Here is a 15,687-nt window from a genome sequence, read left to right as displayed (position 1 = left end):
AATAAGGAAAAATTATGGCTAAAAAGTTAATTGATGTAATGGATACCACATTTAGAGATGGTTTTCAATCTGTTTATGGTGCTAGAGTTTTAATGAATGACTTTTTTCCTGCCCTAGAAGCAGCTAAAGAAGCAGACATTAAACATTTTGAATTTGGCGGTGGAGCTAGGTTTCAAAGCCTATTTTTTTATTTAAATGAAAATGCCTTTGAAATGATGGATAAATTTAGAGCCATCGTTGGAAAAGAAGCAAATTTACAAACTCTTGCAAGAGGGGTTAATACTGTAGCACTTGATACAGGTAGTAAAGAAATTATTGACTTGCATGCAAAAATGTTTGCAAAACATGGCACAACCACCATAAGAAATTTTGATGCATTAAATGATGTAAATAATTTAAAATTTAGTGGAGAATGTATAGTTAAACATGGCTTAAAACATGAAATTGCTATTACTTTAATGGATTTACCTCCAAAATGTAAAGGCGCGCATGATGTGCCTTTTTATGAAAGAATTTTAAAAGAAATCCTACAAGCACAAATTCCTTTTGATAGTATTTGTTTTAAAGATGCAAGTGGAACTTCAAATCCAAATAAAATTTATGAAGTTATTAAAATGGCTAGAAAAAACTTGCCTGAAAATATGCATATAAGATTACATACGCATGAAACTGCAGGGGTGAGTATAACATGCTATTTAGCAGCTTTAGAGGCAGGTGTTGATGGTATAGATTTAGCTGCTGCACCTGTTAGTGGTGGTACTTCTCAGCCTGATATTTTAACCATGCTTCATGCTTTAAAAGGAAGTAATTTTGATCTTGGTTTGGATGAAGAAAAAATTTTAAAATATGAAGAAGTGCTAAAAGATTGTTTAAAAGATTATTTTCTACCACCTGAAGCAACAGCGGTAAACCCTTTAATACCTTTTTCGCCTATGCCAGGTGGAGCATTAACCGCTAATACACAAATGATGAGAGATAATAATATTTTAGATAAATTTCCTCAAGTTATAAAAGCTATGCAAGAAGTGGTAGAAAAAGGTGGCTATGGTACTTCGGTTACTCCTGTATCGCAATTTTATTTTCAACAAGCTTTTAATAATGTAATGTTTGGTCCTTGGAAAAAAATCGCAGATGGATATGGCAAGATGGTTTTAGGATATTTTGGAAAAACTCCTGTTGCTCCAGATTCTGAAGTAATTAAGCTTGCAAGTAAGCAATTAAAATTAGAACCAACTATAAAATTAGCCACAGATATTGCCGATGCAGATGAGAGTAAAAGTATAGCTTATATTAAAAACTTATTGGAAAAAGAAAATTTAGAAACAAGTGAAGAAAATATTTTTATCGTTGCAGCTTGTAAAGAAAAAGGTATAGCTTTCTTAAAAGGTGAAGCTAAGGTTAATGTTAGAAAAAATAGCAAATTAAAACCAAGTCTTATCAATGAAAATCAATTTACCGTTTCAGTTAATGGTAATAAATATCATGTGGAAGTAAGTGCAGGTTTTGATAGAGATGTTAATGTTAAAAGTGCTGTCAAGGTAAATTCAGACAAAACAGAAGTGAAAAAGGCACAAGTAGATGATAGTGCCAATGCTATCGTTGCGAGTATGAATGCAAATGTATTTAAAATTTTAGTCAAAGAAAACGATAGTGTAAAAGCAGGGCAAGTTGTAGCTGTACTTGAAGCTATGAAAATGGAGATTGAGGTTAGTGCAAGTAAAGATGGAGAAATTGCAGAACTTTTAGCAAATGCTGGTGAGAGTGTAAGTGAAGGCCAAGCTTTAATGACTTATAAATAAGGAGGCAAAAATGATAGGTTTAGAAAATTTAGGTTTGGAAAACATCGGACAAGTTTTTCATAATCTTAGTTATGATGAGCTTTTAAAACACGAAAAAAACAATAATGAAGGTGTATGTACTAAAAATGGTACCTTTAGTGTGGATACGGGAATTTTTACCGGAAGAAGCCCTAAGGATAAATATTTTGTAAAACAAGATCCTTCGCAAAAATATATTGCTTGGGGTAAGATTAATCAGCCTATTAGTGAGGAATTATTTGAAAAACTTTTAGCAAAAGCTAAAAAGCAACTTAATAATAGTGATATTTATATTCAAGATGCATATTGTGGAGCTTCATTAAAAAGTCGTAAAGCTGTGCGTTTTGTAACACAAATTGCATGGCAAGCTCATTTTGTAAAAAATATGTTTATTCGTCCAAAAGAAGAAGATCTTAAAGAGTTTAAGCCTGATTTTGTGGTATATAATGCTTGTAAATGTGTGAATGAAGATTATGAAAAAGATGGTTTAAATTCAGAGGTTTTTGTAATTTTTAACATAGAAAAAAATATAGCAGTAATTGGTGGAACTTGGTATGGCGGAGAGATGAAAAAAGGAATTTTTTCTATGATGAATTATTGGCTTCCACTAGAAAATAAACTTTCTATGCATTGTAGTGCTAATGTTGGAGAAAAAGGCGATGTGGCGCTTTTCTTTGGGCTTAGTGGCACAGGTAAAACCACTCTTTCAACCGATCCAAAAAGAAAATTAATAGGCGATGATGAGCATGGTTGGGATGATGAGGGTGTATTTAATTTTGAAGGAGGTTGTTATGCAAAATGTATCAATCTTGATCCTCAAAGTGAGCCAGAAATTTATGGAGCAATCAAACAAAATGCACTTTTAGAAAATGTAGTTTTAAAAGATGATTTAAGCGTTGATTTTAATGATGGTTCTAAAACTGAAAATACTAGAGTTTCTTATCCGATAGAGCATATTTTAAATCACGAGCCAAGCCTTAGCGCAGGTCATCCTAGTAATATCATTTTCCTTTCAGCGGATGCTTTTGGTGTTTTACCTCCGGTTAGTAAACTTAGTAAAGAACAAGCAATGTATTATTTTCTAAGTGGTTATACTGCTAAAGTAGCAGGAACTGAAAGAGGTATTACTGAGCCTGTTGCGACTTTTTCAGCTTGTTTTGGAGAAGTGTTTTTACCATTACACCCAACTGTTTATGCAAAACTTTTGGGCGAAAAAATCAGTAAGCATAATGTTAATGTTTATCTGGTAAATACCGGTTGGAGCGGTGGAGCTTATGGTGTAGGCAAAAGAATGAGTATAAAAGCTACTAGAGCTTGTATTAATGCGATTTTAGATGGTAGTATACAAAATTGTGAGTTTGAAAACTATGATTTATTCAATCTTGCAGTTCCAAAAGAATTAGCAGGTGTAGAAAGTAAGTTATTAAACCCTGTTAATACTTGGGAGGATAAAAAAGCTTACGAAGAAACCAAATTAAAGCTTGCGAAAATGTTTATAGAAAATTTCAAATGCTATGAAGATGTAAAAGAAGGAGCAGAATTTAAATTAGCTGGTCCTGCTATCTAAAAAGAGTTAAGCTCTTTTTAGAATAGTGATTCAGGATTGATTTGGGTTTCTTTATTTTTTGGAAGCTCAAATCCACCTAACATATGAAAATGTAAATGAAAAACTTCTTGTCCGCTATTTTTTCCACAATTAGTGATTAATCTATACCCGCTTTTATCTAGTCCTAAAAGAGTGGCTAATTCTTGGATAAATTGTGTCATTTTGCTCATTAATTCAGGTCTTAATTCTTGAAAGTTTTCAAAATGTTCTTTTGGAATGATTAAAATATGAATAGGTGCTTTAGGATTAATATCATGAAAAGCTAAAAATTTTTCACTTTCTAAAACTTTATTAGCAGGAATTTTTCCTTCTACGATTAGTTCAAATACGGTTTTTTCTCTCATTTAATAGTCCTTTTTTTATTATTTTTGCTAATTTTAAATAATTTTACATTAGAATGTTTAAAAAAAATTTAGTTGGAGCTAAAATTGCAAGATATGATAGAAAAAATTGCTTCTGCAAATACTTTAGCAGAACTTGAAAATATAAAAGTAAGTGTTTTGGGAAAAAAAGGTATTTTGACTTTAGAATTTGCAAAATTAAAAGTTTTGCAAGGTGAAGAAAAAAAAGAATTCGCTAATGGTTTAAATAAAACAAGAGATGAATTTAATGAAGCTTATCAAATAAAATTAAAAGAATTAGAAGAAAAAGCTTTAAATGAAAAAATGAAACAAGATGTGCAAGATTTTAGCTTTTTTGATGAAACTTCAAATGCAGGTGCTTTACACCCAATCATGCAAACTATGGATAAAATCATAGAATATTTTACAGCTTTAAATTTCAGCATAGAAAAAGGGCCTTTGATTGAGGATGATTTTCATAATTTTGAAGCATTAAATTTACCTCAAAATCATCCTGCAAGAGATATGCAAGATACTTTTTATTTTGAAGATAAAACCTTGCTTAGATCCCAAACTTCTCCGGTGCAAATTAGAACTATGCTATCTCAAAAACCACCTATTAGAATGATAGCACCAGGTGCAGTTTTTAGAAGAGATTTTGATATTACCCATACGCCTATGTTTCATCAAGTAGAAGGACTTGTGGTAGAAGAGGGCGATAAAGTCAATTTTGCAAATTTAAAAGATATGCTAGAGCATTTTTTAAAACATATGTTTGGTGATGTAAAAGTGCGTTTTAGACCAAGCTTTTTTCCTTTTACAGAGCCATCTGCTGAGGTAGATATTTCTTGTGTGTTTTGTAAAGGTTGCGGATGTAGGGTTTGTAAGCAAACGGGATGGCTTGAAGTTTTAGGATGTGGTGTTGTTGATCCTAATGTTTATAAATTTGTTGGCTATAAAAATGTAAGTGGCTATGCTTTTGGTTTGGGTGTAGAGCGTTTTGCTATGCTTTTACATAAAATTCCTGATTTGCGTTCTATGTTTGAAGGTGATTTAAGATTATTGGAGCAATTTAGATGATTATTAGTAGAAATTGGTTAAATGAATGGATTGATTTAAGTGAAATATCAACGCAAACTATAGTAAATACTTTAAATTCTATAGGATTAGAGGTTGATAGTTTCAAAAGTGTTAAAGCTCCCCAAAAAGTTGTAATAGGTAAGGTTTTAGAAAAAGTTAAACATGAAAATTCAGATAAATTGAATATTTGTAAGGTAGATGTTGGGAACGAAATTTTACAAATTGTTTGTGGGGCAAAAAATGTTGATAAAGATCAATTTGTAGCCGTATCTTTAGTGGGTGCAGTGCTTCCAAGTGGACTTGAGATAAAACCTGCCAAACTTAGAGGAGTTGAATCTATGGGTATGATTTGCTCTTCTAGTGAGCTTGGTTTTGGAAAAAGCAATGAAGGTATTATGGTTTTAGATGAAAGCATAGGGGAGTTAGTTTTAGGAAAAGCTTTAAATGATTATGAACTTTTTAATGATGAATTAATTGAAATAGAACTTACTCCAAATCGCGGAGATTGCTTGAGTTTATATGGTGTTGCTAGAGATTTAAGCACAGCACTTGATTTAAATTTAAAAGAATTAAATCCTTTAAAAGAAAGCGAAAATAGCGTAGGTATAGGAAGAATACTAAGTGTTAAAAATCAAAGCGATGTTGAAGGGTTTTTTACTTATAAAGCATTAGAGATTAAAGAAGAATTTAAGCTAAATATCACGATACAAATTCGTCTTGCTTTGATTGAGTTATATAAAAATAACAACATAGAAAATCTTTTAACTTATGCAACTCATGCAAGTGGGGTAATTTTTTGTGCTTATGATTTTCATAAGCTTTGCAAAGAATGTCAAATTGATGAAAAGATTGTTTTAGAAATTAAAACTCAAGAACATGGAGAATATGGAATTTATTATAAAGATGAGTTGATTGCTTTAGCGGGTATAGAGCAAGAAGATAAATTTAAAATCAATGATGAAAGTAAAATCATCATTATAGAAGCAAGTTATACTCATCCTCAAACTATAGCAAATGCAATAGCCTTTTATAAAAAGAAAAATGATACTATATATCGTTCTTTAAGAGGCAGTGAGCCTAAGCTTTCTTTGGGAATGGAGTATTTATTTAATGAGTGCTTAAAAATTAGCGCGATGAGTGTTTTTTCTGGAAGCCAACAAGTTTTTAAAGAAAATGAAGCAAATATTATTGGTATTTTTGGTGCAGAGATTGATAAAATCATTGGTATGCCTATAGATAAAAATAATTTAGTAAAAATTCTTAAAAAACTAGGCTTTGAAATAAGTGTAGTAAATGATGAGCAATTTAATATCAAAATCCCACTTCATCGCAGTGATATAGCAAATATAGCTGATATTAGTGAAGAGATAGTAAGAATTATTGGCATTGATAATATCCCATCAAAAGCTTTAGAATTTAAAGAAAAAAATCGCTTAAATCAAGTATATTTTGATTATCAAGAGCTTAAAAATTTAAGATTAAAAGCAAGTAGTAATGGATATTTTGAAAGTGTGCATTATGTTTTAGATAATGAAGAAGAATTAAGTCAATTAGGATTTAAATGCATTAAAAATAAGCTTATTAATCCTATCACCAATGAGCTTAATACTTTAAGAAGTACTTTGATAAATCATCTTTTAAATGCAGCAAGCTTTAATCTAAGAAATTCAAAAAAGAAAATCAAGCTTTTTGAGTGTGGTAGTGTTTTTGATGAGTTTTCAAACGAGCGTGCTAAATTTGCGATGATCTTTAGTGGTTACAAAGAAGAAGCTAAAATTACAAATAAGGCCAAGCCTGTTTTGATAGATTTTTATACTTTTTTAGCAGAATTAAAAAGCATTATAGGTGAGTTTAGTTTGCAAAAATCAGAATATGCATTTTTAAGCCCATATGAGCAAGCAAATGTATATAAAAATGGTAAGCGTATAGGGTTTATAGGTAGAGTGCATTTAAGTATAGAAAATAAAAGAGATCTGGTTAAAACTTATATTTGTGAGCTTGATTTAGAAGGCTTAAAACAAGACTTTAAAACTGCTAAAGCTTATTCTAAATTTCCATCTATGAGTAGGGATTTAAGTATAGTTATACCTAAAGGTTTTGAATATGAAAAAATCAAATATACTATTGCTAAATTAGATATTGAAAGATTAGAAAGTTTTAGAGTGATAGATTTATACACAGATGAGAATTTGGGCGATTTTTATAGCTTGACTATTAATTTAGTATTTAGAGATTTTGAAAAAACCTTAGAAGATAATATTATCCTTGAATATATTGATAAAATCATCAAAGCTTTAGATGATGAGCATGGTTTAAAACTTCGATGAAAATCAGTCCTATTGGCTCTTTTAGAGCAGAGCTTGAAGATATAGCTTCTGATAAGTCTATATCTCATCGCTTTGCTATCTTTTCTTTGTTTACCCAAGGAACTTGCAAAATTAAAAATTATCTAAAAGCACAAGATACTTTACATACTTTAGCAATCATTCAAGCCTTGGGAGCTGAGGTTGAAGAAATTGATGGATTAATTTGCATTAAAGCTCCAAAATATATAAAATCTCCAAATTGTGTTTTAGATTGTGGCAATTCAGGTACAGCTATGAGACTTTTAATAGGTCTTTTAAGCGCTATTGAAGATGAATTTTTTGTTCTTAGTGGGGATTGCTATTTAAATGCTAGGCCAATGAGACGTGTAAGTGAGCCTTTGATGAGTTTAGGAGCTAAGATTTATGGAAGAGCTAATGCAAATTTAGCACCTATTTGTATACAAGGAGCTAAGTTGGATGGTTTTGATTTTAGTAGTAATATTGCCTCAGCTCAGGTAAAATCAGCTTTAATTTTAGCAGCTTTATTTGCTAAAAAAGAAAGTTATTTTAAAGAAATTGAGCTTTCAAGAGATCATAGTGAAATTATGCTTAATAAAATGGGAGCTTGCATTGAATATTTAAATGAGGATAAAACTTTTATTAAAATAAATCCTTTAAAAGAAAAATTAAAAGCATTTGAAGTATGTGTACCAAATGATCCATCATCAGCTTTTTATTTTGCCTTAGCTGCTTGTATTTTACCTCATTCAAAAGCAGTTTTAAAAAATGTTTTGTTAAATAAAACACGCATTGAAGCCTTTAAAATTTTAGAAAAAATGGGTGCAAAAATCACTTATAGTATTACTAATGAAGATTTTGAAAGTATTGGAGAAATTTATGTTGAAAGTGTACCTTTAAAGGCAATAAATGTGAGTGAAAATATCGCATGGTTGATTGATGAAATTCCGGCTTTGGCTATAGCTTTTGCTTGTGCAAAAGGAAAAAGCATTATAAAAAATGCTAAAGAATTGCGTGTGAAAGAAAGCGATAGAATCAAATCAATTGTATTAAATTTGCAAAAATGTGGCATAAATGTAAAAGAATTTGAAGATGGTTTTGAAGTAGAAGGTGGCGAAGCTAAAAGTGCTAAAATAAAAAGCTTTGGAGATCATAGAATTGCGATGAGTTTTTTAATTTTAGGTTTAAAATGTGGAATGGAAGTAGATGATAGTGAATGCATTAAAACTTCTTTTCCAAATTTTATTGAGATTTTAAAGCAAATAGGAGCTAAATTTGGAGATTGAACTAGCAAAAAGCTATGGATTTTGTTTTGGGGTAAAAAGAGCTATTAAAAAGGCTGAGCAGATTAAAGATGCAGCCACCATAGGCTCTTTAATTCATAATAATGAAGAAATCACAAGACTTTGGAAAAATTATAATGTTAAAACATTAAACGATATCAATGAATTAAGCACAGAAAAAAAAGCTATCATTAGAACCCATGGTATTACAAAGCAAGATTTGGAAAAATTAAAGCAAAAAGATATAGAAATTTTTGATGCAACTTGTCCTTTTGTGACTAAACCTCAAAAAATTTGCGAGCAAATGAGCAATGAAGGCTATGAAGTTGTGATTTTTGGAGATGAAAATCATCCTGAAGTTAAAGGGGTTAGAAGTTATGTAAGCACTAAAGCTTATGTGGTTCTTGATGAAAAAGAATTATTTGATATTAAATTGCCTTCTAAAATTGCAGTGGTATCACAAACTACAAAAAAGATAGAAAAATTTATGGAAATTGTAAATTTTTTAATGCTTAGGGTTAAGGAAGTGCGCGTTTTTAATACCATATGTGATGCGACTTTTAAAAACCAAGAAGCAATCAATGAGCTTGCAAAAAAAAGTGATGTAATGATAATAGTTGGAGGAAAAAATTCAGCTAATACTAAGCAACTTTTTTTAATAGCAAAAAATTACTGCGAGGATAGCTACTTAATCGAAAATGAAAAAGAAATTCAAAAAGAATGGTTTAGCGGTAAAGAAAAATGCGGTATTAGCGCAGGTGCTTCTACACCTGATTGGGTGATTGACTTGGTTTTGGAAAAAATCAAAGAATATACCAAAATTAACTAAGTTTAAAGAAAACAATACTATAATCAAGAATTAAAATTTAAAACAAAGGACCACGATGAGCGAGGTGAACAAAAAAGTTCAAAACAGACTAGAGGATATTATCATAGAAGAAGATTTTGAGCAAATGCTTGAGGAATCTTTCAAGTCTGATGAGGAGGCAACTACACAGGGTATAATTGTCGCGATTAAAGGCGATGAAGTATTTGTAAATGTAGGGCAAAAATCAGAAGGTATTTTGGCAATAGAAGAAATTCAAAACGACAAAGGCGAATTTATCTTCAAAGAAGGCGATACATTAGAAGTTGCTATAGTGGGTTCTCGCGGTGGCAGATCTTTGCTTTCTCATAAAAAAGCTTTAAGAAAGCAAAAAGTTAAAAAATTTATTGATAATTATAAAGATGATGAAAGTATGTTTGATGTAAAAATCATTGGTAAAAATAGAGGCGGTTTTGTAGCTGTGGATGAAAATGGAGTAGAATTTTTCTTGCCAAAATCACAAAGTAGCTTTAAAGATTCAAATAACATCATCAATAAAACTTTCAAAGTTAAAATCATCAAAATAGATAAAGAAGCTCAAAGCATAGTAGTTTCTAGAAAAAAAATAGTAGATGAAGAAAGAAAAAAACGCAAAGAGATTATCTCAAATGTGTTAAATCAAGAAGAAATTATAGAAGGTATTGTTAAAAAAATCACTACCTATGGTATGTTTGTTGATGTAGGCGGTGTTGATGGTTTGGTTCACTATAGTGAAATTTCTTATAAAGGGCCAGTAAATCCTAGTTCATTATATAATGAGGGTGATAAGGTTCCTGTAAAAGTGATTAAATATGATAAAGATAAAAAACATCTTTCTTTATCTATCAAACTTGCTATGCCTGATCCTTGGGATGAAATTAAAGATGGTTTGGAGGTTGGTGACACCATTAAGGTTACAGTTTCAAATATAGAGCCATATGGTGCTTTTGTTGATTTGGGAAATGATATAGAAGGATTTTTACATATAAGTGAAATTTCTTGGGATAAAAATGCTAAAAATCCAAAAGACTATATTAGTGAAGGCCAAGAGCTTGATGTGGAAGTGATTGAGATTAATGCTAAAGAAAGAAGACTTAGAGTTTCTTTAAAAAATTTATTGGCAAAACCTTTTGATGAGTTTTTAAAATCACACAAAGTAGGTGATGTGGTAAAGGGTAGTGTTACTTCTGTAACTAATTTTGGTGCCTTTATAAAAATTGCAAACTTAGAGGGTTTATTGCATAATGAAGACGCTTCATGGAATAGAAACGATAAATGCAAAGATATGTATAAAGTTGGTGATGTTGTAGAAGTTAAAATCATCAAGCTAGATAAAGAAAATCAAAAAATTTCTTTAAGTACTAAAGAATTGCAAAAAAGTCCTGTGCAAGTTTATGCGCAAAAACACCAAGTAAATGATATTATCTCGGGAAAAATTAGAGATATTAAGGATTTTGGAGTTTTTGTAGAGCTTGAAGAGGGTGTTGATGCACTAATTCACAAAGAAGATTTAGGTAATATTGATTTTTCAAGTTTAAAAGTAGGCGATACAATAGAAGCTTTAATTGTTTTCATTGATGAAAAGAAAAATAGAATTCGTTTAAGCGTAAAAAGTCTTGCAAGAATGAAAGAAAGAGAAGCGTTAAACGAAATTAATGATAATGATAAAGTAACTTTAGGTGATATTATTAAAGATCAACTTTCATAATAACAAATGAAAAAATATACCCTTTATGGTATTTTAGGCTTTTTAAGCCTAGTTTTGATTGTTGCTTTTGTTTTTATGGTGAGATATGTAAATGTTGGAAATTTACCTATCTCACAAAATGTTAAGTATTCTTTTGATGAGATAAAAAAAGAATTGCCACAAACTTGGCAAGATAAACTTTCAAATCTTAAAATTAATGATTTTTCTCCAGCAGCGAATGAATTTTATATGAGTTTTAATATGGATGATTCTGTAGTAAAGCCAAAACAAAAATTTTATATGCTTGATGTAAATAAAAATGATGTTTATTCTATGTTTTGTTTAAAGCAAACCTTGCATTCTTTTTTTATCAAATACACTTTAACGCAAAGTAAAGATGAAGTGGCAATTTATTTAGATACAAATAATGAAAAAGTTTTAAACGCACTGATTGACAAATTAAAAATTTACAACATAAATGCAAAATTAAAGGAGGTTTGGTTATGAAAAAAATTATTGTATGTGATGCAATATTAAATAAAGGTGTGGAGCTTTTAAGAAAAGCTGATGATGTAGAACTTATTGAAGCAGCACATTTACCCAAAGATGAGCTTTTAGTAAAATTAAGTGATGTAGATGTGGCTATTACTAGAAGTTCAACAGATGTGGATTTAAAATTTATCAATGCATGTTCTAATTTAAAAGCTTTAGTTAGAGCAGGCGTTGGGGTTGATAATGTTGATATAGATGAATGCTCTAAAAAAGGTATTATAGTTATGAATGTGCCAACAGCTAATACTATAGCAGCAGTTGAACTTACTATGAATCATCTATTATGTTCTGCAAGATCTTTTGTCAATGCTCATAATTTTTTAAAAATACAAAGAAGATGGGAGAGAGAAAAGTGGTATGGTGTTGAACTTATGAACAAAACTTTAGGGGTTATAGGTTTTGGTAATATAGGTTCAAGAGTAGCTATACGCGCAAAAGCTTTTGGTATGAAAGTTATAGCTTATGATCCTTATGTGGTAGCTTCTAAAATGACCGATTTGGGTGTTGAGTGCGTGAATTCTTTAGATACAATTTTAACTCAAAGTGATTTTATTACCATACATACACCAAAAACAAAAGAAACAACAGATATGATTTCTTTTGAAGAAATTTCTAAAATGAAAGATGGCGTAAGATTGATAAATTGTGCCAGAGGTGGTCTTTATAATGAAGATGCTTTGTGCGAGGGGTTAAAAAGTGGTAAAATAGCTTGGCTTGGTATCGATGTATTTAATAAAGAACCCGCAACTAATCATCCATTTTTAGACTTTGAAAATGTTTCTGTTACTTCTCATCTTGGCGCAAATACTTTAGAAAGTCAAGAAAATATAGCTATCCAAGCATGTGAGCAAGCTTTAAATGCTGCAAGAGGAATTTCTTATCCTAATGCTTTAAATTTACCAATTAAAACTGAAGATTTGCCAAGTTTTGTAGCACCTTATATTGAGCTTATTTCAAAAATGGGCTTTTTGGCTGCTCAGCTTGATAAAACTCCTATTAAGGCTATTAAACTTGAAAGTGAAGGACAAATTAGTGAATATAATAAGTCTTTGCTAACTTTTGCAACAGTGAGTGTTTTAAGAGGAATTTTAGGTGAAAATATTAATTATATTAACGCACATTTTGTAGCTAAAGATAAGGGCGTGGAACTTTCTTCTTGTATTTTACCAAGTAGTGGCTATAGTAATAAAATCACCATAAAGGTAATTACAGATAATTCTAGCCTTTCTATCTCAGGGACTATTTTTAGTGAAAATGAACAAAGGATAGTAGAGTTAAATGGTTTTGATGTAGATTTTAAACCAAAAGGGAAAATGATAATTTTAAATAACAATGACATACCAGGAGTTATTGCTAATGTTAGCGGAATTTTAGCTAAAAATAATGTTAATATAGCTGATTTTAGACTTGGTAGAAATGGCTTTGGAAAAGCTTTAGCTGTGATTTTGCTTGATGCAAAAATTTCAAAAGCTTTGCTTGAAGAATTAAGAGCTATTGATGCTTGTATTTTTGCAGAATATGCAGAAATTTAAGGCTTTTTATAAGCCTTAATTGTTACAATTATTTTTTAATTTTAAAATTAAGGAAAATATATGGCTTCTTATGGAATGGGAGATTTAAAAAAAGGTTTAAAAATAGAAATTGATGGTATTCCTTTTAAAATCGTAGAATATCAACATGTAAAACCAGGAAAAGGCCCTGCTTTTGTGCGTATTAAAATTAAATCTTTTATCGATGGTAAGGTTTTAGAAAAAACTTTCCATGCAGGAGATAAATGTGAATCTCCAAATTTAGAAGAAAAACAAATGCAATATCTATATGATGATGGTGAAAATTGTCAATTTATGGATACTCAAACTTATGAGCAAGTTACAATTAGCGATGAAGATGTGGGTGAAGCTAAAAAATGGATGCTTGATGGAACCATGGTGGATGTTTTGTTCCACAATGGAAAAGCAATTGGTGTGGAAGTGCCTCAAGTAATGGAACTTAAAATTATCGAAACAGCACCAAATTTCAAAGGTGACACTCAAGGCTCAAATAAAAAACCAGCTACTTTAGAAACAGGTGCAGTAGTGCAAATTCCTTTCCATGTACTAGAAGGAGAAGTAATCCGTGTTGATACTGTGCGTGGAGAGTATATAGAAAGAGCAAATAAATAATCCCTTATTTTAAGGGATTATAAAGTTCTTAATTTATTAATCTCATCTCTAAGCATTGCTGCTTTTTCAAATTCAAGATTTTTAGCCGCTTCTAGCATTTGTTTTCTTAATTCTTTTACTATTTTGGCGCGTTCTTTTGCAGGCATTTTTTCAAGTTCTTTGCCTTTGCGATAAATTTCTCCTTGCTCAAGTTCATGTTTTAAACTTTCTTCTATATTTCTTTTTACTGAGGTTGGTGTGATGTTGTGTTTTTTATTATAAGCTTCTTGTAAAGCCCTTCTTTCATTGGTAGTATCGATAGCTTCTTGCATGGATTTTGTGACTTTTTTGGCAAAAAGCAATACTTTTCCATTGACATTTCTAGCAGCACGTCCCATAGTTTGAATGAGTGCAGTGGTGCTTCTTAGAAAGCCTTCTTTATCTGCATCCATAATAGCTATAAGAGAAACTTCAGGTAAATCAAGTCCTTCTCTTAAAAGATTAATCCCGATTAAAATATCAAAAGCACCACTTCTTAAACCACGGATGATTTCATTACGCTCTATTGCGTCAATTTCTGAATGCATGTATTTTACTTTTAAGCCAAGTTCTAAGTAGTATTTACTAAGCTCTTCAGCCATTTTTTTAGTTAAAACAGTGATTAAAACTCTTTCATTACGTTCTATAACTTTTTTAGCTTCATCGTATAAAATTTCTACTTGATTTTCACTATCTTTGATTTCTATTTTAGGATCTAAAAGTCCTGTTGGACGCATGATTTGATAAAAAATATTTTCTTTGCTTAATTCTAGTTCTAAAGGTGCAGGTGTAGCTGAAACAAATAAAAATTTACAATTTTTATTAATAAATTCATCAAACATCAAAGGTCTATTATCTAAAGCACTTGGCAAACGAAAACCATAATCAACCAAAGTTTGCTTTCTGCTTCTATCCCCTGCAAACATCACACGAAATTGCGGTAAAGATACATGAGATTCATCTACAATGACTAAAAAATCTTGGTTTTTAATGGCAAAATAATCAAAAAGCGTATAAGGTGTATCGCCACTTTTAAGTCCTGTTAAATGCAAGGCGTAATTTTCAACTCCTTTGCACATGCCAGTGCTTTGAAGCATTTCAAGGTCAAATTCTACTCTTTGTTTTAGCCTTTGTGCTTCTACGAGTTTATTTTCATTTTCAAAATAAGCAAGGCGTTCATTTAATTCAGCTTTTATACCTTTTATAGCCTCTTTAAGTCTAGCCTCACCTACACTAAATTGACTGGTTGGGTAAAGTATGAATTTTTTTAAATCTTTACCTTTTTTATTTTCTAAGACATTATAATGATACATCGCCTCAAGCTCATCGCCAAAAAACTCAAGCCTAATAGCTTTGTCCTCATAATAAGCCGGGTATATATCTACTATATCTCCATTTACTCTAAAATCAGCCCTATCAAAGAAATTATCATTGCGTTTATAGCCCATATCTACAAGTTTTTTTAAAAGTTCTTTTTGTGAAATTTGCATACTAAGTTCTAAAATCAAAACCATACCTACATACTCACTTGGATTTCCCAAACCATAATTTGCAGAAACACTAGCTATACAAATAACATCATCATAACTTAAAAGCGAAGCACTTGCACTAAGTCTTAATCTTTCTAAATCTTCATTAGTAGAACTATCTTTTTCTATAAAAACATCCGTTCTTGGTATATAAGCTTCTGGTTGATAATAATCATAATAGCTTATAAAATACTCCACGTGATTATTTGCAAAAAAGCCTTTAAATTCACTATAAAGTTGCGCGCATAAGCTTTTGTTGTGACTCATGATAAGAGTAGGCATGTTTAAGTTTTTAATGATATTTGCCATAGTGAAAGTTTTTCCACTGCCTGTAACACCTAGCAAGGTTTGGTATTTATTGCCTGCTTTAATGCTTTTTACTATACCATTAATGGCTTGTTTTTGATCAGGACTTGGCTTAAAATCACTAGTAAGTTCAAACAT

General features: G+C 30.7%; 12 protein-coding genes. 10 read left to right on the top strand and 2 right to left on the bottom strand.

Annotated features, from left to right (window positions below; genetic code table 11):
- The first annotated feature begins 14 nt into the window (after positions 1–14).
- Positions 15–1,799: a biotin/lipoyl-containing protein gene (locus CAMP18498_RS03880; RefSeq protein WP_337197672.1), complete on the top strand. Its 1,785-nt coding sequence runs from the start codon at positions 15–17 to the stop codon at positions 1,797–1,799.
- Positions 1,800–1,809: 10 nt separating this feature from the next.
- Positions 1,810–3,384, top strand: coding sequence for a phosphoenolpyruvate carboxykinase (ATP) (gene pckA / locus CAMP18498_RS03875; protein ID WP_337197671.1), 1,575 nt, complete (start codon positions 1,810–1,812; stop codon positions 3,382–3,384).
- A 17-nt stretch (positions 3,385–3,401) separates the two neighbouring features.
- On the opposite strand, the gene CAMP18498_RS03870 is transcribed toward pckA, so the two are convergent.
- Positions 3,402–3,767: a histidine triad nucleotide-binding protein gene (locus CAMP18498_RS03870; RefSeq protein WP_337197670.1), complete on the bottom strand. Its 366-nt coding sequence runs from the start codon at positions 3,765–3,767 to the stop codon at positions 3,402–3,404.
- 84 nt (positions 3,768–3,851) lie between these two features.
- Between CAMP18498_RS03870 and pheS the strand changes: the two genes are divergently transcribed.
- From pheS to efp, 8 genes are read left to right on the top strand one after another with little or no spacing between them, the layout of a single operon-like run.
- Positions 3,852–4,844: a phenylalanine--tRNA ligase subunit alpha gene (gene pheS / locus CAMP18498_RS03865; RefSeq protein WP_337197669.1), complete on the top strand. Its 993-nt coding sequence runs from the start codon at positions 3,852–3,854 to the stop codon at positions 4,842–4,844.
- Positions 4,841–7,171 (top strand): phenylalanine--tRNA ligase subunit beta, encoded by a 2,331-nt coding sequence (pheT, locus tag CAMP18498_RS03860; protein WP_337197668.1) that lies wholly within the window; start codon positions 4,841–4,843, stop codon positions 7,169–7,171. Before pheS ends, pheT begins: the two co-directional genes overlap by 4 nt.
- Positions 7,168–8,454 carry a 3-phosphoshikimate 1-carboxyvinyltransferase gene (aroA, locus tag CAMP18498_RS03855; RefSeq protein ID WP_337197667.1) on the top strand — a complete coding sequence of 429 codons (1,287 nt, stop codon included), beginning with the start codon at positions 7,168–7,170 and terminating at the stop codon, positions 8,452–8,454. The genes pheT and aroA overlap by 4 nt, the downstream gene beginning before the upstream one ends.
- Positions 8,444–9,280, top strand: a complete 837-nt coding sequence (locus CAMP18498_RS03850) for a 4-hydroxy-3-methylbut-2-enyl diphosphate reductase (protein ID WP_337197666.1) — start codon at positions 8,444–8,446, stop codon at positions 9,278–9,280. Before aroA ends, CAMP18498_RS03850 begins: the two co-directional genes overlap by 11 nt.
- Positions 9,281–9,335: 55 nt before the next feature.
- Positions 9,336–11,003 carry a 30S ribosomal protein S1 gene (locus CAMP18498_RS03845; protein ID WP_337197665.1) on the top strand — a complete coding sequence of 556 codons (1,668 nt, stop codon included), beginning with the start codon at positions 9,336–9,338 and terminating at the stop codon, positions 11,001–11,003.
- A gap of 6 nt (positions 11,004–11,009) precedes the next feature.
- A complete protein-coding gene (locus tag CAMP18498_RS03840; RefSeq protein WP_337197664.1) occupies positions 11,010–11,489 on the top strand; it encodes a hypothetical protein in 480 nt (159 codons plus the stop codon).
- Entirely contained in the window at positions 11,486–13,066 is a 1,581-nt protein-coding gene (gene serA, locus CAMP18498_RS03835) for a phosphoglycerate dehydrogenase (RefSeq protein WP_337197663.1), read from the top strand. The genes CAMP18498_RS03840 and serA overlap by 4 nt, the downstream gene beginning before the upstream one ends.
- A 60-nt stretch (positions 13,067–13,126) precedes the next feature.
- Positions 13,127–13,696 (top strand): elongation factor P, encoded by a 570-nt coding sequence (gene efp / locus CAMP18498_RS03830; RefSeq protein ID WP_337197662.1) that lies wholly within the window; start codon positions 13,127–13,129, stop codon positions 13,694–13,696.
- Between the two features lie 17 nt (positions 13,697–13,713).
- Here the strand turns inward: efp and uvrB are convergent, their stop codons facing one another.
- Positions 13,714–15,687 carry an excinuclease ABC subunit UvrB gene (gene uvrB, locus CAMP18498_RS03825; protein ID WP_337197661.1) on the bottom strand — a complete coding sequence of 658 codons (1,974 nt, stop codon included), beginning with the start codon at positions 15,685–15,687 and terminating at the stop codon, positions 13,714–13,716.

Source organism: Campylobacter sp. W0066.2 (assembly GCF_024723515.1).
Classification (GTDB): Bacteria; Campylobacterota; Campylobacteria; order Campylobacterales; family Campylobacteraceae; genus Campylobacter_D.
Note: the sequence above shows the minus strand (reverse complement) of the source record. Positions and strands in the feature narration are given on the sequence as shown.

Coding starts and splice junctions, on each gene's coding strand:
- CAMP18498_RS03880 (WP_337197672.1), top strand. CDS start 15: ATGGCTAAAAAGTTAATTGATGTAATGGATACCACATTTAGAGATGGT.
- pckA (WP_337197671.1), top strand. CDS start 1,810: ATGATAGGTTTAGAAAATTTAGGTTTGGAAAACATCGGACAAGTTTTT.
- CAMP18498_RS03870 (WP_337197670.1), bottom strand. CDS start 3,767: ATGAGAGAAAAAACCGTATTTGAACTAATCGTAGAAGGAAAAATTCCT.
- pheT (WP_337197668.1), top strand. CDS start 4,841: ATGATTATTAGTAGAAATTGGTTAAATGAATGGATTGATTTAAGTGAA.
- aroA (WP_337197667.1), top strand. CDS start 7,168: ATGAAAATCAGTCCTATTGGCTCTTTTAGAGCAGAGCTTGAAGATATA.
- CAMP18498_RS03845 (WP_337197665.1), top strand. CDS start 9,336: ATGAGCGAGGTGAACAAAAAAGTTCAAAACAGACTAGAGGATATTATC.
- CAMP18498_RS03840 (WP_337197664.1), top strand. CDS start 11,010: ATGAAAAAATATACCCTTTATGGTATTTTAGGCTTTTTAAGCCTAGTT.
- serA (WP_337197663.1), top strand. CDS start 11,486: ATGAAAAAAATTATTGTATGTGATGCAATATTAAATAAAGGTGTGGAG.
- efp (WP_337197662.1), top strand. CDS start 13,127: ATGGCTTCTTATGGAATGGGAGATTTAAAAAAAGGTTTAAAAATAGAA.
- uvrB (WP_337197661.1), bottom strand. CDS start 15,687: ATGTTTGAACTTACTAGTGATTTTAAGCCAAGTCCTGATCAAAAACAA.